The following is a 17,418-nucleotide window of genomic DNA, read 5'->3' on the forward strand; positions in this document are numbered from 1 at the left end:
CGCTGGACGGACGCCCTGCCGCAATCGGCGATCGGTCACGCCACTGGCCCTAGAATGCGCGCCTTCCTCGCTGGGGTGCGCCCGATGTCCGACTGGTCGACCGACCTGGCCCGCAAGACCTATTCGATTCCGTACTGGTCGGAAGGCTATTACGACGTCGACGGCGCTGGCCGCGTCAGCGTGCATCCGCAGGGCGCGGGCGGGCCGACGATCGCGCTCGCCGAAGCAGTGGATCGCGCGCTCGAAGGCGGCGCGCAGCTGCCCCTGCTGGTGCGCTTCCCGCAGATTCTGTCCGACCGCCTGCACAAATTGCAGGACGCGTTCGCGTGGGCGATCAACGAGACCGGTTACGGCGGCGGCTACACGGCGGTGTATCCGATCAAGGTGAACCAGCACCAGTCGGTCGCCGGCACGCTGGCGTCGAACGTGGGCGAGGGCTTCGGCCTCGAGGCCGGCAGCAAGCCGGAACTGATGGCGGTGATGGCGCTGTCGCGCCCGGGCGGGCTGATCGTCTGCAACGGTTACAAGGACCGCGAATACATCCGCCTCGCGCTGATCGGTCGCAAGCTCGGGCTGGAGACGTACATCGTCGTCGAGAAGCCGTCCGAGCTGCAGCTCGTGATCGAGGAAGCCGAAGCGCTCGGCGTGAAGCCGGGCCTCGGCGTGCGCATGCGCCTGGCATCGCTCGGTGCGGGCAAGTGGCAGAACAGCGGTGGCGACAAGGCGAAGTTCGGCCTCTCGCCGCGTCAGGTGCTGGATCTGTGGAAGCGCCTGCGCGACGCCGGCATGGGCGACTGCCTCGGCCTGCTGCATTTCCACATGGGCTCGCAGATCAGCAACGTGCGCGACATCGCCAACGGCATGCGCGAGGCGGTGCGTTACTTCATCGAACTGTCGCGCCTCGGCGCGAACGTGCGCTTCATGGATGTCGGCGGCGGACTCGGCGTCGACTACGAAGGCACGCGCTCGCGCAGCTACTACTCGATCAACTACGGCGTGCGTCAGTACGCACTCAACATCGTGCAGCCGCTGGCCGACGCCTGCGAAGCGAACGGCCTGACGCCGCCGCGCATCGTCACCGAATGCGGCCGCGCGATGACTGCGCACCACGCCGTGCTCGTTACGAATGTTTCCGAAGTCGAACGCGCGCCGGAAGGTCGCGTGCCGGACGCGCACGACGACGAACCGCTGGTGATCCGTCACCTTCGCAGCATCCACGCCGAACTTGCGACGCGCCCCGCGGTGGAGCTGTTCCACGAAGCCACGCACTACCACGCGGAAGGTCTGGACGCGTATGCGGTCGGCCAGATCGACCTCGTGCATCGCGCGCGCATCGACGATCTCTACTACGCGATCCTCAACGACGTGCGCACCCGGTTGAACCCGGCCGAGAAGACGCAGCGCACGGTGCTCGACGAACTCAACGAACGCCTGGTCGACAAGTACTTCGTCAACTTCAGCGTGTTCGAGTCGATGCCTGACGTGTGGGCAATCCAGCAGGTGTTCCCGATCGTGCCGATCGAGCGCCTCGACGAAGCGCCGATGCGTCGCGGCGTCATCGCCGACCTCACCTGCGATTCCGACGGCCGCATCGATACCTATGTCGAGAACGAAACGCTGTCGACGTCGATGCCGGTGCATCCGCCGCGCTCGGGCGAGGTGTACCGCCTCGGCTTCTTCCTGGTCGGCGCGTACCAGGAAATCCTCGGCGACATCCACAACCTGTTCGGTGACACCGACGCCGTGGCTGTTCAGGTTAGCGAGTCCGGGTTCGAGTTCGTCCAGCAGCGCCGCGGCGACACGATCGACGTGATGCTCGACTACGTCGGGTACGATATCGCCCAGCTCCGGCAGACGTATCGCGACAAGGTCGCGGCCGCCGGGCTCGCCGCCGACGAAACACTGCGGCTCAACGAGGCACTCGAAGCAGGCCTCACCGGCTACACCTATCTGGACGACGCGCCGTTCGACTGACGGCGCGCGGGGAACCAACAAATGAAGACGGGATTCATCGGCCTCGGCGCGATGGGCGCACCGATGGCGCGACATGTGCATGCACGCGGTCTGCTCACCGTGGTCGGCACGCGCACGCAGGACAAAGCCGACGCGCTGGCCGCGGAACTCGGCGTTCGTGCCGCGCGTTCGGCGCAGAACTTCGCCGACTGCGACGTCGTCGCGCTGTGCGTGCCGCTCGATGCGGACGTGCTGGAAAACGTTGCAGGCCTCGCTGACGTACTGCGTCCAGGCTCCGTCGTCATCGACCATTCGACGGTGTCGGTCGATACCGCTAAGCGCGCAGCCGCGATGCTGGCGACGCACGACATCGGCTTCGTTGACGCGCCGGTGTCCGGCGGTGTCGAAGGTGCACGCAACGGCAAGCTGTCGGTGATGGCGGGCGGCGACGAAGCGGTGCTCGAAAAGGCACGCGCGATGCTCGAGTGCTACGCCGCGCGACTCGCGCACATGGGCGAAACGGGCGCGGGCCAGGCAACGAAAGCGGTGAATCAGGTGCTGGTCGCTGGCATCAACGAAGCGGTGTGCGAAGGCCTCGCGCTGGGCGAAAAGCTCGGCCTCGACGCCGAACGGCTGCTGCCGACGCTGATGGCCGGTGCGGCGTCGAACTGGTTCCTCGACAAGCGCGGCGCGACGATGCTGCGCGACGAGTTCGCGCCCGGTTTCAAGAGCGCGCACATGCTCAAGGACCTGCGCATCGTGCAGGGCATGGCGCAGTCCACCGGCATCCGCACCACGGTCATCGACCAGGCGATCGCGGATTACTCCGAGCTGGTGACCGAGCGCGGCATGGGCGATTCCGACACGTCGGCGCTCATCGCGCTCAAGCGCGCGCGCTGAGGTCTAGCGGCGAATCGCGGCGACGCGTTCGCCGACCATTGCCGCTGCCCACGCGACGATCGCCGACAGCACGAGTTGCAGTGCGGTGTTGCGCATCAGCCATCGTGCCGCGCCGGTCTGCTCGGCCGGCGCGTAGGCGAACGCGGCGATCGCGCTGCCGATGCCGATCAGCACCACCAGCGCGACCGCCGGGATACCAAAGCCGCGTCGCGCGATGAATCCGCCGGCTGCCATCGCGACTGCGACTGCAAGAAGATCGAGCGGTGCGACCAGCCCGATCGGCGTCATCCATCCGGCGAACGAACGTCGCGTCAGGAACAGCAGGCCGGTCAGCGCGAGCATGACCAGCAGCGCGACCGCGCAGGCGACGAGTCGGCGGGACGGAGGCGTCGGCATCGGCGTTGGCTTCAAGGCAGGGGTGCGCTGAGTCTAGGCAGTGCGCCGCCCGCGATGCGAGACGTATCGCACGGGCGGGGCATTCAACGGCGTGGGCGGCGGTTTTTCGCGGTCAGCGATGTGCGCTGATGGTGCACAGCGCGACGCGTCGAGCACGCACGAGGACGATGGCCGCGCAGACGACGACTCCATGTGCGCATGTCCGTTGCTGGTCTGCCGTACCACGACAGGGCGATAACCAACCCCAGTCACGCAACGACCAACTCGATAACGCGCACCGCGACCTCGGCGATGCGCGATGCGTCCGATCAGTTCGTCCTTACCGCCATCGCCGACAACCCGCCGCTCGCCAGCTTGCGCTTCGCATCGGCGAGTTCGCTCGCGCTGCCGTAAGGCCCCATGCGCACGCGATAGACCGTCTTGCCGTTGATCTTCGCGGATTCCACGCGTGCGCCGACGCCGAGCAGGGCGATCTTCGCCTTCAGCTCTTCGGCCTGTCCGGAGGCCTGGAACGCGCCGGCCTGCAGGATGTAATGCGTATCGGCGGCAGCAGTCGCGGTCGCGGTTGTCGTTGCAGCCGTAGTGCTCGGAGCGCTGTTCGACGCCGCAGCCGTGGTCGACGCATGCGTTTCCGTCGACACCGGCTTCGGCATCGATTGATCGACCGGCGCGGGCAACGGCTTCGTATCGGCGCCCGCCGCCGGAGTGATGGCAGCTGTCGTCGTCGAAGGCGTCTGCGCCGACGCATTCGGGTGTGCCGCCTGCGCCGCCTGATGCGCCTTCTCCGCCTCTTCGCTCGCGGCGAGTTCAGCGTCGCTCATCGGCACTTCCTTGCCCGGCAGCAGCGTGTAGAAATCGAACGCCTGCTTCTTCTTCGCATCGTCGGTCGTCGCGGCTGCCGGCTTCGGCGTCGCGCCCTTGTCTGCCGCGGTTTCATCGTCGACGACGGTTTCCTCGTTCGCCGCCTTCGGCAGCGCATCGGGGTTCGGCGTGGGACGGAAGAAGCCGTCCTTGTCGCGATGCATGAGTTTCGGCGCCGCCATCACGACCAGCAGCGTGATCGCCACGCCGATCACCAGCCATGCCCAACCCGGCATTCCGCCACCACCACCACCGCCACCGGAGCGGCGCGCCTGGGTCTTGCCGCGCTTCTGCGCCATCACATCACCTCGGGGGCGGACACGCCCAGCAGCGCAAGTCCATTGGAAATCACCTGACGCGTTGCTGAAGCGAGCGCGAGGCGCGCATCACGCACGTTCGCGTCGTCGACCAGGATCTGGTGTTCGTTGTAGTACGACTGGAACGCCTGCGCGAGTTCGAGCAGGTAGCCCGCGACCTGATGTGGCTCGAGGTCGCGACCGGCCGTCTCGACCACTTCCGCATAGCGCGACAGCGTGGTCACGAGTTCGTGCGTGGTCGCGTCGTCGAGATCGAGCGGTTGCGCGACGCCGTTGTCGTGGTCGAACGACAGCCCGCGTTCCTTCAGCTGGCGCATCAGCCCGCACATGCGCGCATGGCTGACCTGCACGTAGTACACCGGGTTGTCGAGCGACTGGCTGCGCGCAAGGTCGATGTCGAACGTGAGCTGCGAATCGGGCTTGCGCGCGATCAGGAACCAGCGCACCGCATCGCTGCCGACTTCATCGATCAGGTCGCGCAGCGTGAGGTAGCTGCCAGCGCGCTTGGAGAGCTTCACTTCCTCGCCGCCGCGCATGACTGTGACCATCTGGTGCAGCACGTATTCCGGCCAACCCTGCGGAATGCCCGTATCGAGCGCCTGTAGGCCGGCTTTGACGCGCGCGAGCGAGCCGTGGTGATCGGCGCCGAGTTCGGTGATCGCGCGCACGTAGCCGCGCTGCCACTTGGACAGGTGATACGCGACGTCCGGCACGAAGTAGGTGTACGTGCCGTCGGACTTGCGCATCACGCGGTCCTTGTCGTCGCCGAAGTCGGTGGTGCGCAGCCACAGCGCGCCACCTTCCTCGTACGTATGCCCGTGCGCGATCAGTTCGCGCACGGTCTCCTCGACCTTGCCATCGGTGTACAGCGACGACTCGAGGAAATAGACGTCGAACGACACGCCGTACGCCGCGAGGTCGAGGTTCTGCTCGCGTCGCAGGTAGGCGACGGCGAACGCGCGGATCGCGTCGAGATCGTTCGCATCCTTCGCGCCGACCACGGTATGGCCGTCGACTTCGACGGTGTCGCCGCGCACGTAGGCGTCGGCGACGTCCTTGATGTAGTCGCCGCGGTAGCCGTCTTCCGGCCAGCCCGCGTCGTCGGGGCCGCGGCCCTGCGCGCGCGCCTGCACCGAGATCGCGAGGTTGTTGATCTGTGCGCCGGCGTCGTTGTAGTAGAACTCGCGCGCCACGGCCCAGCCGTTGGCTTCGAGCACGCGCGCGATGCAGTCGCCGATCACGGCTGCGCGGCCGTGACCGACATGCAGCGGGCCGGTCGGATTCGCCGACACGTATTCAACGCCGGCGCGGCGGCCGTCACCGCTGCTGTTGCGGCCGAAGGTTTCACCCTGCGACGCGACGTCGCGCAGCGTCGAACGCCACGCGCCTTCGGCGATGCGGAAGTTGATGAAGCCCGGGCCGGCGATCTCGACCGATGCGATCTGCTCGTTCGCCGGCAGCGCGTCGACCAGCGCCTGCGCGATCGCGCGCGGGTTCGACTTCGCCGGCTTGGCCAGCAGCATCGCGGCATTGGTCGAGAAGTCGCCCTGCGCGCGGTTCTTCGGCCGCTCGATCACGAAGTCGGGCGTGGGCGCATCGGCGGGGAGCGTGCCGGCGCCGCGCAGGGCGTCGACGGCCTGCTCGACGAGGGCGCGGAGGGTCGATTTCACGGACGATCCGGGACTGCGGGGCGGGGCGGCATTGTACGGTTGCGCCGCGGTCGACGTCGGGAGTTCCGGCCTGGAACGCGCCCATGCGCGTGGGTTTACTGGCTTGCGCCGCGGCGAACCACGCGCAGCCGTGTTGCCGCGGACCGGCGTAGCCCGGGTAAGCGCAGCGCACCCGGGGTTCGCCGCGACCTCGGTCCCGGGTGCGCTGCGCTTACCCGCGCTACACCCAACCCCGCGACGCCATCGACACCGGCGGCCCATCGCCGACCACGAAATGATCCAGCAGCCGCACGTCCACCAGCGCCAGCGCCTGCTTCAGGCGCATGGTGACCGCGCGATCGGCCGCGCTCGGCTCCGGATTTCCGCTCGGGTGGTTGTGGCCGACGATCAGCGCCGCGGCGTTGTGCGCCAGCGCGCGGCGGGCGACGTCGCGCGGATGCACCTCGGCGCCGTCGAGCGTGCCGTGGAACATCTCTTCGAACGCGAGCATGCGGTGGCGGGTGTCGAGGAACATCACCGCGAACACCTCGTGGTCCATCGGTCGCAGCCGCTGCGCGAACAGGCGGCCGGCCGACGGCGGGTCCGTCAGCGCGTCGCCACGCTCAAGGTCCGACGCCAGCACGCGCTGGCCGATCTCCAGCGCCGCGGCCAGCGTGCAGGCGCGCGCCGGGCCGACGCCGCGCAGCTTGGCGAGGTCGACCGGCGGGCGTTCGAGCAACCGTCGCAACGGGCCATGCTCGGCGAGCAGGCCGCGCGCGGTCGTCACCGCGTCCTGCCCGCGCACGCCCGAGCCGAGGAACAGCGCGACGAGCTCGGCGTCGGACAACGCGCCGGCGCCGCGCGCGAGCAGCTTCTCGCGCGGCCGCTCGGCGGCGGGCCAATCGTGGATGCGCATGCGTCCCTCCGTGGACGTGATTCGTGGGCGGTCATTGCAACGTGATGCACGGCACGTCGCGCATCGGGCGATTCCGGGCGTTCGGGTAAGCTGTCGGCCGCTTTCTCCGTCGGACTTTTCCGCCCCGTGACCGCGCTTTCCGGCCATCGCATCCTGCTCTGCGTGACCGGCGGCATCGCCGCCTACAAGTCCGCCGACTTGGTGCGTCGCCTGCGCGACGCCGGCGCGGAGGTGCGCGTGGCCATGACCGAGAACGCGCAGCATTTCGTCGGCGCCGCGACCTTCCAGGCGCTGTCCGGCCAGCCGGTGCGCACGTCGCTGTGGGACGAGCACGCCGAAGCCGCGATGGGCCACATCGAACTCGCGCGCTGGGCCAGCGTGGTGGTGATCGCGCCTGCCACGGCCAACACCATTGCCAAGATCGCGCACGGATTCGCCGACGATCTCGTCAGCACGTTGTGCTTGGCGACCGAAGCGCCCATTGCCATCGCGCCGGCAATGAACCGGGTGATGTGGGCGAACGCGGCAACGCAGGCGAACGTAGCGACGCTGCGCGATCGCGGCGTGCTGGTGATCGGCCCCGCCGCCGGCGACCAGGCCTGCGGCGAGATCGGCGAGGGCCGCATGGTCGAGCCGATGGCGATTGTGCGCGTGCTGTCAGGCGAAGCCGCATGAGCGCGCTGTCCGGGCGTCGCGTCGTAGTCACCGCCGGGCCGACGTTCGAGGACCTCGATCCCGTGCGGTTCCTCGGCAATCGCAGCAGTGGAAAAATGGGTTTCGCCGTCGCCAGCGCGGCCGCCGCGCGCGGTGCGGACGTGCTGCTGATTGCCGGCCCGGTCACGCTGCCGACGCCGCCCGACATCAAGCGCATCGACGTGCGCAGCGCCGCGCAGATGCATGCCGCGGTGATGGCCGCACTGCCGTGCGACGTCTATATCGGCGCCGCCGCTGTCGCCGACTACACGCCGGTGTCGATCTCGCCGAACAAGCTCAAGAAGCAGCCCGGGCAGGACGGCCTGACGCTCACGCTGGTGCGCACGCGCGACATCCTTGCCGAGGTCGCTGCGCATCCGAAACGTCCGCAGCTCGTCGTCGGCTTCGCCGCGGAAACGCACGACGTCGAAACCTATGCACGCGGCAAGCTCGTCGCGAAGAAGGTCGACCTGATCGCCGCCAATCGCGTCGGCGTGGAAGGCAGCGGATTCGAGAGCGACGAGAACACGCTCGTGGTTTACGACACCGATGCATCGACCACGCTGGGCCCGGGCGCGAAGTCCGACATCGCCGGCGGCCTGCTCGACCTGATCGAGGCGCGCCTCGCATGACCGAACGCACCATCGAAGTCCGCCTGCTCGACGCGCGCTACGGCGATGCGTGGCCGCTGCCCGAGTACGCGACCGCCGCGAGCGCCGGCGTCGACCTGCGTGCCGCGCTCGACGTGCCGCTGACGATCGCGCCGCGCGAAACGCACCTCGTGCCGACCGGGCTGTCGATCCACATCGCCGATCCCACGCTGTGCGCCGTCATCCTGCCGAGATCGGGGCTGGGGCATAAACACGGCATCGTGCTCGGCAACGGCACGGGCCTGATCGACGCGGATTACCAGGGTCCGCTGATGGTGAGCATCTGGAACCGCGGCGACGCGGCTTTTACGATCGAGCCGGGGGATCGCATCGCCCAGCTGGTCGTGCTGCCGATCGTGCGCGCGACGTTCCGGGTGGTCGACGAATTCGAAACCAGTGCGCGCGGCGAAGGTGGCTTCGGCCACACCGGCGTGCGTTGAACAACATTGCAGTGAGTTGCAGGGAGTAATCGCGATGCCGAATGCCCAGGTCGACCGTCTGAAGCCGCTGATCCCGCTCGGTGCGGGCGTCGCGCTGCTGCTTGCCGGCTGGTTCGGATGGAATGCCTGGGCGCAGTGGCGCGACGAGGTGCGGCGCACCGACGTGCAAGCCGCGCGCGACACCGTCGTGCAGGCCGCGCAGTCGATGATCGGCACCGCGCAGAAGCGCTTCGCCGAGCAGCTCGCCAGCCCCGGCGTGCAGGACGCGCTGAAGAACGGACTGATGGACCGCGCGGCCGAGCAGCTCACGGCCGGCTGGAAGGGCGCGACCGGCGGCGAAGTGCGCCCGGCCGCACTCGACGGCGTGTACGACGCGCTCGGCGCGCCGGGCAACAAGGGTCCGGGCTACGGCCATGTCGCCGTGCTGGAGTCGGCGATCGCCGCCGGCAAGCCGGTCGCATCCGCGATCCGCGACGCCGGCACCGCATACATCGCGCTGGCTGCACCGGTCGCCGCAGGGAATACGCCCGCCGTTGCGATGGTGCGCCTGCCGATGGCGACGCTCGCCGACGCGGTCAACAACGCCGACATCGGCGACGCCAACTACCTCGCGCTGCGCCAGGGCAATGCCAGCCTCGCCGAGAAGGGCGACGCCAGCCTCGCGACCAGCGCCGAAGCGCTCGCGGCGAAGGTGCCGAACACCGACCTGCGCGTCTCGGCCGCGGTACCCGACGTCGCCGGCGGCCCGTTTGGATTGGGCTCGATCGGCTGTGCCGTCGCCACGCTGCTGTGCCTGCTGCTCGCCGCGGTGATCGCCTCGCTGCCGAAGCTGCTCGCACGCCGCGGCACCGCGGTGGTCGAAGACGCCGACGACGCGCCGACGCTGGCCGACGTGGTCCGCCCGACCACGCCGCCGCCGCTCCCGGCCGGTGAAAAGCCCGAAGCGGTGAAGCAGACGCTCGCGCTGGATCGCGGCATCTTCCGCGCGTACGACATCCGCGGCATCGTCGGCCAGAGTCTCGATGCCGGCATCGCCGAACTCGTCGGCCAGGCCATCGGCACGGTGATGCAGGAGCAGGGCCTGCGCGACATCGTGGTCGGCCGCGACGGCCGCCTGTCCGGCCCGACCATGGTCGAAGGCCTGATCACCGGCCTGCGCCGCGCGGGCCGCAACGTGCTCGACGTCGGCATGGTGCCGACGCCCGTCGTCTACTTCGGCGCCTACCACCTGCGCGCGGGCTCCTGCGTATCGGTCACCGGCTCGCACAACCCGCCGGACTACAACGGCTTCAAGGTCGTGGTCGGCGGCGAAACGCTGTCGGGCGACGCGATCATGGATCTGTACTCGCGCATCGCCGACGACCGCCTGCATACCGCGCCGACGCCGGGCAACCTCGACGAGCGCGACATCGCCGAGGACTACGTCCAGCGCATCGCCGCCGACATCCAGATCGACCGTCCGCTCAAGGTGGTGGTCGATGCCGGCAACGGCGTGGCCGGCGACATCGGCCCGCGCGTGCTCGAGGCGATCGGCGCGGAAGTCATCCCACTGCATTGCGATATCGACGGCACGTTCCCGAACCACCATCCGGACCCGAGCGAACCGCACAACCTCGTCGACCTGATCCAGATGGTCGAGCGTCTGGACGCGGACCTCGGCATCGCCTTCGACGGCGACGGCGACCGCCTCGGCGTGGTCACGCGCACCGGCGACAACATCTTCCCGGACCGCCTGCTGATGCTGTTCGCGGCCGACGTGCTGGAACGCAATCCGGGCGCGGTGATCCTGTTCGACGTGAAGTGCACGGGTCGCCTGCCGGGCCACATCCTGCGCCACGGCGGCAGCCCGCTGATGTGGAAGACCGGGCATTCGTTGATCAAGGCGAAGATGCGCGAGACCGACGCGGAACTGGCCGGCGAAATGAGCGGCCACTTCTTCTTCAAGGAGCGCTGGTACGGCTTCGACGACGGCGTCTACGCCGCCGCGCGCCTGATGGAAATCCTCGCGGCCAGCCCGCGCACGCCAACTGAAACGCTCAACGCGCTGCCCAACGGCGTGTCGACGCCGGAGATCAAGGTCGACGCACCGAACGGCAATCCGCACGCGTTCGTGGACCGCTTCCAGAGCGAGGCCAAGTTCGAAGGCGCGCGCCTGTCGACCATCGACGGCTTGCGTGTCGACTACGCCGACGGCTGGGGTCTGGTGCGTGCATCGAACACCACGCCGGTGCTGGTCATGCGTTTCGACGCGGATTCGTCGGAGGCGCTGCTGCGCATCCAGAACGCGTTCCGTGAGCAGATCGCCGCGATCCAGCCGGACCTCGTCCTGCCGTTCTGACGATGGCCTGGCTCGCAGTGAAATACCTGGTCACCGCGGCGATCGTCGTCGCGGTGTCCGAGGCCGCCAAGCGCAGCGACCGTCTCGGCGGCTTCATCGCGGCGTTGCCGCTGGTGACCGTGCTCGCGCTGGTCTGGCTGCACGTCGAGAAACAACCCCAGGCCAAGCTCACCAACCACGCGTACTACACGTTCTGGTACGTGCTGCCGACGCTGCCGATGTTCCTGCTGTTTCCCGCGATGCTCGCGCGCATCGGCTTCTGGCCGACACTGGCCGCATCGGCCGCGATCACGATCGCCTGCTTCGCATTGACGGCCTGGCTGGTGCGGCCGTTCGGGATCGAACTGCTGCCCTGACGCGGGCAGCGTCGCGGTGACTCAGCCTGGGGGCGTTGCCGCGGTCGACGTCGCGCCGGCCTGCTGCTGCGGCTTGAGCTCGCGATAACGCGCCACGGCTTCGTCGAGCTGCGCCTGCAGCGTCGTCGCCTGCGACTGCAGCGTCGTCAGTGCCGACTGCTGCGCCATGAGCTGGCCGTGCTGCGTGTGGATCTCGTCGCGCAGCATCTTCGGCACCGGCTTCTTGTTGAGCTCCAGCTCGCCGGCGCGCTGCAGTCGCGACACCAAGCCCTGGCGCAGGCCGTCAATGCCCATGCGCGCGGTCTTCATCGCGTCGGCATTGAGCGAGACGCGCTCGCCGAACGCCTTGCGCAGGTCGGCTTCGGTCGGAAAGGTTTCGATCATCGCCATCAGCCGGCGGTGCTCGGCTTCGGCCGCAGCGGCGGCATCGGCCTGCGCCTTCGCCTGCGCGGCCGCAGCGGCCTGCTCGTCCGGCGTCAGCGCGCGATCGAGCGTGGTCGTCGCCATGCCGCTCTTGGCGTTGAACTCTGTGCGCGCGGCATCGACAGCGCTGGACGGCAGTGCATCGCCGCAGACCTTGCGGCCGCCCTCGTTCCAGCAATAGAGCTTCTTGGCCGGCGCCGACTGCGCGTGCAGCGCGGGCACGACAGCAAGGAGGGCGAGGGCGAGCAGCGGAGTGCGGGTCATGGCGGGCCGGTTGGGCGGTCGTGTCACACGATTGCAAGCAACTTTCGCGCCACCGGCGCTCAGTCGCAACCGTAGGCCGCGCGATACGCCAACAGCCGCTCGCGGCGGGCGTGGTCGGCATCGCCGGCGGTGAAGTCGAGCAGGTCGGCCAGGCGGGCGACGGCGACCACGGGCAGGCCCTGCTCGTCCGCGACCGTTTGTGCCGCGGAGCGTCGGGAGACGGTCGGGTCGACGGCTTCCTGCCGATCGAGCGCGATCACGATGCCGGCCGGCACGCCGCCCGCGGTGCGGATCTGCGCCAGCGCCTCGCGGATTGCGGTGCCGGCGGTGATCACGTCATCGACGATCAGCACGCGGCGGCTCTCGAGCGGCGCGCCGATCAGCAGGCCACCTTCGCCGTGATCCTTGGCCTCCTTGCGATTGAACGCGACGGGCAGGTCGCGGCCGCGACGCGCGAACTCGCAGGCCAGCGCGGTCGCGAGCGGGATGCCCTTGTACGCCGGGCCGAACAGCACTTCGAACTGCACGCCCGCGGCGTCCACCGCATCCGCATAGCAACCGGCCAGTTCCGCCAGCGCCGCGCCCGAATCGAAGCGGCCCGCGTTGAAGAAATACGGGCTGGTGCGGCCGGATTTCAGCGTGAACTCGCCGAAGCGCAACGCGTCGACGCGCAGGGCGAGTTCGAGGAAGCGGGTGCGGTGGTCGGCCATGGCGAATTCGCGCGATGAAGAACCGGCATCGTAAAGCAGCGAGCGGCTACGCTTGGCGCCGGTATCCCATCCGGATCACGCATGCGCGTCATCAGCTTCAACGCCAACGGCTGGCGGTCGGCCACGAAGAAGGGCTTCATCGACTGGATGCAGCAGAAAGATGCCGACATCCTCTGCGTGCAGGAAACCAAGGCGCAGGAACACCAGCTGCGGCTGCCCGAACTGATCCCGCCGGGTTACCACGCGAACTTCCGCGACGCGACGACGAAGAAGGGCTACAGCGGCGTCGCGATCTACAGCAAGCGCGAGCCCGACGAAGTGCGAACCGGCCTCGGCTGGGACGCGTTCGACGAGGAAGGCCGCTACATCGAAGCACGCTTCGGCGACCTGTCGGTGGTGTCGCTGTACGTGCCGTCGGGCACCACCGGCGACCTGCGCCAGGGCTTCAAAGTCTCGGTGATGGACTGGTTCGCGCCGATCCTGCGCGAGTGGCTGGACAGCGGCCGCCAGTACATCGTCTGCGGCGACTGGAACATCGTGCGTTCGCAACGCGACATCACCAACTGGCGCGGCAACCAGAAGCAGACCGGCTGCCTGCCGCACGAACGCGCATGGCTCAATGCTTTGATCGCCGACCAGCACGGCGACGGCTCGCCCTGCGCCGGCGACCTCGGCTGGCTCGACAGTTTCCGCGTGCACAAGCCCGATGAATCCGCCGAGTACACCTGGTGGAGCAACCGCGGACAGGCCCGCGCCAACAACGTAGGCTGGCGCATCGACTACCAGCTGGTGACGCCGAACCTGCGCGGCGCCATCCGCCACTGCGAAACGCACCGCGAGCCGCGTTTCTCCGACCACGCGCCCTACATCGTCGACTATGACCTCTGACAACGTCCGCCTTCCGAAAGACCCGGCGACCGCGGGGCTGCCGCCACCGCCCGCGAAGAAGATGTCGGTCTGGAAGGCGTTTACCCAGCCGTCCGCGTGGACGATGTTCTTCTTCGGTTTCAGCTCCGGGCTGCCGTTCCTTCTTGTCGCCGGCACGCTCGCGTACTGGCTGAAGGAAAACGGGATCGTGCTGAAGGAGATCACGATCATCGCCAGCGCCGGCATGACCTATGCGCTGAAGTTCCTGTGGGCACCATTGCTCGACCACAGCCGCGTGCCCGGTTTCGCACGCTTGGGCCTGCGACGCGGCTGGCTGCTGCTGGCGCAGGTCGCGGTGACCGCGGGGTTGGTGGTGATGGCGATGCTGACGCCGGCGCAGCTCGCGCCTTTCATCGTCGCGACCGTGTTCGTCGCCTTCGCGGGCGCGACGCAGGACATCGCGGTCGACGCCTATCGCATCGAGATCGCGCCGATGGCCGCGCAGGGCGCGCTAGTTGCGACGTATTCGCTCGGTTACCGCATCGCGCTCATTGTCACCGGTGCGCTCGCACTCGCGATGGCCGACCACGTGCCGTGGAGCACGGTCTACCTCGCGATGGCCGGGCTCATGCTGCTGCCGATCGCAGCGAACCTGCTGTCGCGCGAACCCGAGGCGTATCGGCCGTCGCCCAGTTCATGGGGCGAGGCGATGCAGATCGCGGTGGTCGAGCCGTTCACCGATTTCTTCCGCCGCTACGGCGTGCAGACGGCGCTGCTGACGCTGCTCTTCATCCTGCTGTTCAAGATCCCGGAACAGGCGCTGGTCGGCGGGATCATGAGCCCGTTCTATCTGGACATGGGCTTCGCGAAGACGCAGATCGGCGCCATCACCAAGTTCTACGGCATCTGGGTCGGCATCGCGGGCGTGTTCGCCGCCGGTGTCGCGATTGCGCGCTTCGGCGTGCGCTGGCCGCTGATCGTTTCGATCGTGGTGTGTGCGAGCTGCAACCTGCTCTACGTATGGCTGACACGTCACCACGGCGACCTCGGCGCGCTCACGCTGGTGATCTCCGCCGAGAACTTCTCGCTGGGCTTCCTCGGCACCGCGGCCGTCGCGTTCCTGTCGTCGCTGGTCAACCGACAGCACACAGCGACGCAGTACGCGCTGCTGAGTTCGATGGTGAACCTGCCGGGCAAGGTGCTCGGCGTGTTCGCCGGCACGATCGTCGAAGCGACGAGCTACTCGCAGTACTTCGTCATCGCGACCATCGCCGTGCTGCCGGCCACGCTGCTCTTCGTCTATCTGTGGCCGCGCTTTGCGCCTGCCGATAGCGGCACGGCGCCGGGCGCTCAGGCCGGGTAAACCGTCCCGAGCACGCGCGGGCCTTTCGCGCCGGTCACCGCCGCGACGTTGCCCGGCAGCCCGGCCAACGTCTGCCGCGCGAGCCACGCGAACGCCATCGCCTCGACGAAATCCGCGTCGAGGCCATGCCCATCCGTCGCTTCGATCGTGCAGTTCGGAAGATGCGCCGCGATGCGCGCGATCAGTGCGGGATTGCGCACGCCGCCACCGCAGACCAGCACGCGACGCGTCGACGACTGATGCGCAAGCAGAGCCTTCGCAACCGTCGCCGCGCTGAGTTCAAGCAGCGTCGCCTGCACATCCGCCGCTGATTCGGTACCAGAGAGCTTCGCGTCGACCCAGTCGAGATGGAACTGCTCGCGACCGCTGCTCTTCGGCGGCGGCAACGCGAACCACGGCTCCTCGAGCAGGCGCGTGAGCAATGCATCGTCGACGCGACCGCTCGCCGCAAATGCACCGTCGCGATCGAACGCTTCGCCGCGATGACGCAGGCACCACGCATCCAGCAATGCATTCGCCGGCCCGGTGTCGAAACCACGTACGTCGCCCATGCGCGGAAGCAACGTGAAGTTGGCGATGCCGCCGAGATTGAGCACCGCGCGATCTTCCGCATCCGAATGCAGCATCGCCGCATGGAACGCGGGCACCAGCGGCGCGCCTTGCCCACCGGCGGCCACGTCGCGACGCCGAAAGTCCGTGACGGTCGCGATGCCGCAGCGTTCGGCGATGACGTTGCCGTCGCCGATCTGCCACGTGAAAGAATGTTTGCCGTCGTAGGCGGCGCCTGCGGGGCGATGACGAATCGTCTGCCCGTGCGAGCCGATCGCGACCACATCGCGTGCATCGACGCCCGCGATCGTCAGCAACTCGTGCACCGCATTCGCGAACGCTTCGCCGACCTGCACGTCCAGCGTGCCGATCTCGTCCAGCCCGCGTGCATCGCCGCCCTGTCCGAGCGCGACCAGTCGCGATCGCAGCGCCTCGTCCCACGGCACCACGACGCCGTGCTCGAGCCGGCATCCGGTGTCGGATACGCCCGCCCCAAAACGAACGAGCGCCGCGTCAATGCCGTCGGCGCTCGTTCCGGAGATGAGGCCAACGTAAAGCCCGTCGGCCGGCATCGGTGTCGTCATGTCAGGAGCGGCGGCGCGACTTGGTGTCCGGCTTGGCGGCGGCCTTGGCGACCTGCGGTTCGTCGTCGCCCGCGTAGATGATGTTCTCGACCTCGCGGATGCGCGCCAGCGAGGTGCGCGTCTGCGTGCGGAACGCGGCGTAGGCGGGACCCGACAGCGGTTCCGGCGGCGGCATCGTGATCGACAGCGGATTGCGCTGCGCGCCGTTGACCTTGAATTCGTAGTGCAGGTGCGGGCCGGTCGCCAGGCCGGACGCACCGACATAGCCGATCACCGTGCCCTGCGAAATGCGCTGGCCGACGTGTTCCTTGCCGAATGCCGACATATGGCCGTACAGCGTCGAATAACCGCGGCCGTGGTCGAGTTCGACGACGCGGCCGTAACCGCCCTTCCAGCCGACGAACGCCACGCGCGCATCGCCCGCCGCCATGATCGGCGTGCCGGTGCCCGCGGCGTAGTCGACGCCCTTGTGCATGCGCCAGCGGCCCAGCACCGGGTGGAAGCGGTTGCCGAAGCCCGAGCTCAGTCGCGCATACGGAATCGGCATGCGGATGAAGCTGCGCTTGAGCGAACGGCCATCGGCGGTGAAGTACTCCGGCTTGCCGTCGCGGTCGAAGCGGAACGCCGAGTGCAGCGTGTCGCCGGTGGTGAACGTCGCGGCGAGCACCGGGCCGGTGGCCACGAGCTGGCCGTCGCGCCAGGTCTGCTCGACGACCACGCTGAAGCGGTCGTCGGCGCCGACATCGTCATTGAAGTCGATGTCGTACTTGAACATGTCGTCGGTCAGCGTGTTGACGTGCGCGCTGGTCAGTCCGACCTTGCGCGCCGACGCATACAGCGAATTGCCGACCTTGCCGCTGAGCACCACGGTGCGCGTCTCGGTCGGGCTCACCAGCACGTTCTGCTTGACGTCGCCGTTGGCGAACGTCAGCTCGACGCGATGGCTCTCGTCCTGGTCGAAACGGAACGCACGCAGCCCGCCGCCGACGGGCAGGTCGAACGCGAGCTGCGTGCCCGGCTTCATCGAACGCAGCAGCTGGCTCTTCACCGACGACTGCGCGAGCAGCTGGTCGCGCTGCGCCTGCGGAATCTCGAGGTCCTTCATGATCGACGCGAGCGTCTGGCCGCGCTTGACCTGCACGATCTGCCAGCTGTCGCCCTGCTGCTGCACCAAGCGGAGCGGCGGCAG

General features: G+C 68.4%; 15 protein-coding genes and 1 pseudogene (1 of these 16 running past the window's edge). 8 read left to right on the top strand and 8 right to left on the bottom strand.

Annotated elements, in window-relative coordinates; all coding sequences use genetic code 11:
* Positions 1 to 84: 84 nt before the first annotated feature.
* Positions 85 to 1,974 (top strand): arginine decarboxylase, encoded by a 1,890-nt coding sequence (gene speA, locus ACVWWW_RS01885; RefSeq protein WP_027082262.1) that lies wholly within the window; start codon positions 85 to 87, stop codon positions 1,972 to 1,974.
* 21 nt (positions 1,975 to 1,995) lie between these two features.
* Positions 1,996 to 2,853 (top strand): NAD(P)-dependent oxidoreductase, encoded by an 858-nt coding sequence (locus tag ACVWWW_RS01890; protein ID WP_027082261.1) that lies wholly within the window; start codon positions 1,996 to 1,998, stop codon positions 2,851 to 2,853.
* A 3-nt stretch (positions 2,854 to 2,856) separates the two neighbouring features.
* On the opposite strand, the gene ACVWWW_RS01895 is transcribed toward ACVWWW_RS01890, so the two are convergent.
* The 4 genes from ACVWWW_RS01895 to radC form a co-directional block, all read right to left on the bottom strand.
* Positions 2,857 to 3,249: a hypothetical protein gene (locus tag ACVWWW_RS01895; RefSeq protein WP_027082260.1), complete on the bottom strand. Its 393-nt coding sequence runs from the start codon at positions 3,247 to 3,249 to the stop codon at positions 2,857 to 2,859.
* A 308-nt stretch (positions 3,250 to 3,557) separates the two neighbouring features.
* The gene (locus ACVWWW_RS01900) at positions 3,558 to 4,409 is read right to left on the bottom strand and encodes an SPOR domain-containing protein (RefSeq protein WP_027082259.1); all 852 of its coding nucleotides are present in this window, start codon (positions 4,407 to 4,409) and stop codon (positions 3,558 to 3,560) included.
* Complete coding sequence (gene argS, locus ACVWWW_RS01905; RefSeq protein WP_027082258.1) at positions 4,409 to 6,097, bottom strand: arginine--tRNA ligase; 1,689 nt, start codon at positions 6,095 to 6,097, stop codon at positions 4,409 to 4,411. The genes ACVWWW_RS01900 and argS overlap by 1 nt, the downstream gene beginning before the upstream one ends.
* A gap of 220 nt (positions 6,098 to 6,317) precedes the next feature.
* Complete coding sequence (radC, locus tag ACVWWW_RS01910) at positions 6,318 to 6,992, bottom strand: RadC family protein (RefSeq protein ID WP_036141561.1); 675 nt, start codon at positions 6,990 to 6,992, stop codon at positions 6,318 to 6,320.
* A 126-nt stretch (positions 6,993 to 7,118) separates the two neighbouring features.
* Between radC and coaBC the strand changes: the two are divergent.
* The 4 genes and pseudogenes from coaBC to ACVWWW_RS01930 all read left to right on the top strand — a co-directional run bounded on the left by coaBC (position 7,119) and on the right by ACVWWW_RS01930 (position 11,469).
* Positions 7,119 to 8,317 (top strand): annotated as a pseudogene (gene coaBC, locus ACVWWW_RS01915) (bifunctional phosphopantothenoylcysteine decarboxylase/phosphopantothenate--cysteine ligase CoaBC).
* Positions 8,314 to 8,775, top strand: a complete 462-nt coding sequence (gene dut, locus ACVWWW_RS01920) for a dUTP diphosphatase (protein ID WP_027082256.1) — start codon at positions 8,314 to 8,316, stop codon at positions 8,773 to 8,775. Before coaBC ends, dut begins: the two are co-directional and overlap by 4 nt.
* A gap of 34 nt (positions 8,776 to 8,809) precedes the next feature.
* Positions 8,810 to 11,113: a phosphomannomutase/phosphoglucomutase gene (locus tag ACVWWW_RS01925; RefSeq protein ID WP_036141559.1), complete on the top strand. Its 2,304-nt coding sequence runs from the start codon at positions 8,810 to 8,812 to the stop codon at positions 11,111 to 11,113.
* Positions 11,114 to 11,115: 2 nt separating this feature from the next.
* Positions 11,116 to 11,469, top strand: a complete 354-nt coding sequence (locus ACVWWW_RS01930; protein ID WP_027082254.1) for a DUF3147 family protein — start codon at positions 11,116 to 11,118, stop codon at positions 11,467 to 11,469.
* Positions 11,470 to 11,490: 21 nt separating this feature from the next.
* Here ACVWWW_RS01930 and ACVWWW_RS01935 read toward each other — a convergent pair whose 3' ends face one another.
* Both ACVWWW_RS01935 and pyrE read right to left on the bottom strand, forming a co-directional pair.
* Entirely contained in the window at positions 11,491 to 12,156 is a 666-nt protein-coding gene (locus tag ACVWWW_RS01935; RefSeq protein WP_036141556.1) for a hypothetical protein, read from the bottom strand.
* Positions 12,157 to 12,215: 59 nt separating this feature from the next.
* Positions 12,216 to 12,866, bottom strand: coding sequence for an orotate phosphoribosyltransferase (gene pyrE, locus ACVWWW_RS01940; protein WP_027082252.1), 651 nt, complete (start codon positions 12,864 to 12,866; stop codon positions 12,216 to 12,218).
* Positions 12,867 to 12,947: 81 nt separating this feature from the next.
* Between pyrE and ACVWWW_RS01945 the strand changes: the two genes are divergently transcribed.
* Complete coding sequence (locus tag ACVWWW_RS01945) at positions 12,948 to 13,754, top strand: exodeoxyribonuclease III (RefSeq protein ID WP_027082251.1); 807 nt, start codon at positions 12,948 to 12,950, stop codon at positions 13,752 to 13,754.
* Positions 13,744 to 15,096: an AmpG family muropeptide MFS transporter gene (locus tag ACVWWW_RS01950; RefSeq protein ID WP_456998622.1), complete on the top strand. Its 1,353-nt coding sequence runs from the start codon at positions 13,744 to 13,746 to the stop codon at positions 15,094 to 15,096. The genes ACVWWW_RS01945 and ACVWWW_RS01950 overlap by 11 nt, the downstream gene beginning before the upstream one ends.
* Here ACVWWW_RS01950 and ACVWWW_RS01955 read toward each other — a convergent pair.
* Together ACVWWW_RS01955 and ACVWWW_RS01960 are read right to left on the bottom strand one after the other, a co-directional pair.
* Positions 15,084 to 16,229, bottom strand: coding sequence for an anhydro-N-acetylmuramic acid kinase (locus ACVWWW_RS01955; protein WP_027082249.1), 1,146 nt, complete (start codon positions 16,227 to 16,229; stop codon positions 15,084 to 15,086). The two genes, ACVWWW_RS01950 and ACVWWW_RS01955, sit on opposite strands and share 13 nt — an antisense overlap.
* Position 16,230: 1 nt before the next feature.
* A protein-coding gene (locus ACVWWW_RS01960) for a M23 family metallopeptidase (RefSeq protein ID WP_027082248.1) crosses the window boundary here: on the bottom strand, positions 16,231 to 17,418 show its 3' portion. 243 nt of this gene lie beyond the right edge of the window; only the last 1,188 of its 1,431 coding nucleotides appear in the window; the start codon falls outside the window, past its right edge — the gene reads right to left on this strand; the stop codon is at positions 16,231 to 16,233.

This window comes from Lysobacter sp. HA18 (assembly GCF_054057595.1).

What these genes read in the sequence shown, in the direction of transcription:
- ACVWWW_RS01895 (WP_027082260.1), bottom strand. Translation starts at nt 3,249, where the DNA reads ATGCCGACGCCTCCGTCCCGCCGACTCGTCGCCTGCGCGGTCGCGCTG.
- ACVWWW_RS01900 (WP_027082259.1), bottom strand. Translation starts at nt 4,409, where the DNA reads ATGGCGCAGAAGCGCGGCAAGACCCAGGCGCGCCGCTCCGGTGGCGGT.
- speA (WP_027082262.1), top strand. Translation starts at nt 85, where the DNA reads ATGTCCGACTGGTCGACCGACCTGGCCCGCAAGACCTATTCGATTCCG.
- dut (WP_027082256.1), top strand. Translation starts at nt 8,314, where the DNA reads ATGACCGAACGCACCATCGAAGTCCGCCTGCTCGACGCGCGCTACGGC.
- ACVWWW_RS01950 (WP_456998622.1), top strand. Translation starts at nt 13,744, where the DNA reads ATGACCTCTGACAACGTCCGCCTTCCGAAAGACCCGGCGACCGCGGGG.
- ACVWWW_RS01945 (WP_027082251.1), top strand. Translation starts at nt 12,948, where the DNA reads ATGCGCGTCATCAGCTTCAACGCCAACGGCTGGCGGTCGGCCACGAAG.
- ACVWWW_RS01930 (WP_027082254.1), top strand. Translation starts at nt 11,116, where the DNA reads ATGGCCTGGCTCGCAGTGAAATACCTGGTCACCGCGGCGATCGTCGTC.
- ACVWWW_RS01890 (WP_027082261.1), top strand. Translation starts at nt 1,996, where the DNA reads ATGAAGACGGGATTCATCGGCCTCGGCGCGATGGGCGCACCGATGGCG.
- ACVWWW_RS01935 (WP_036141556.1), bottom strand. Translation starts at nt 12,156, where the DNA reads ATGACCCGCACTCCGCTGCTCGCCCTCGCCCTCCTTGCTGTCGTGCCC.
- radC (WP_036141561.1), bottom strand. Translation starts at nt 6,992, where the DNA reads ATGCGCATCCACGATTGGCCCGCCGCCGAGCGGCCGCGCGAGAAGCTG.
- ACVWWW_RS01925 (WP_036141559.1), top strand. Translation starts at nt 8,810, where the DNA reads ATGCCGAATGCCCAGGTCGACCGTCTGAAGCCGCTGATCCCGCTCGGT.
- pyrE (WP_027082252.1), bottom strand. Translation starts at nt 12,866, where the DNA reads ATGGCCGACCACCGCACCCGCTTCCTCGAACTCGCCCTGCGCGTCGAC.
- ACVWWW_RS01955 (WP_027082249.1), bottom strand. Translation starts at nt 16,229, where the DNA reads ATGACGACACCGATGCCGGCCGACGGGCTTTACGTTGGCCTCATCTCC.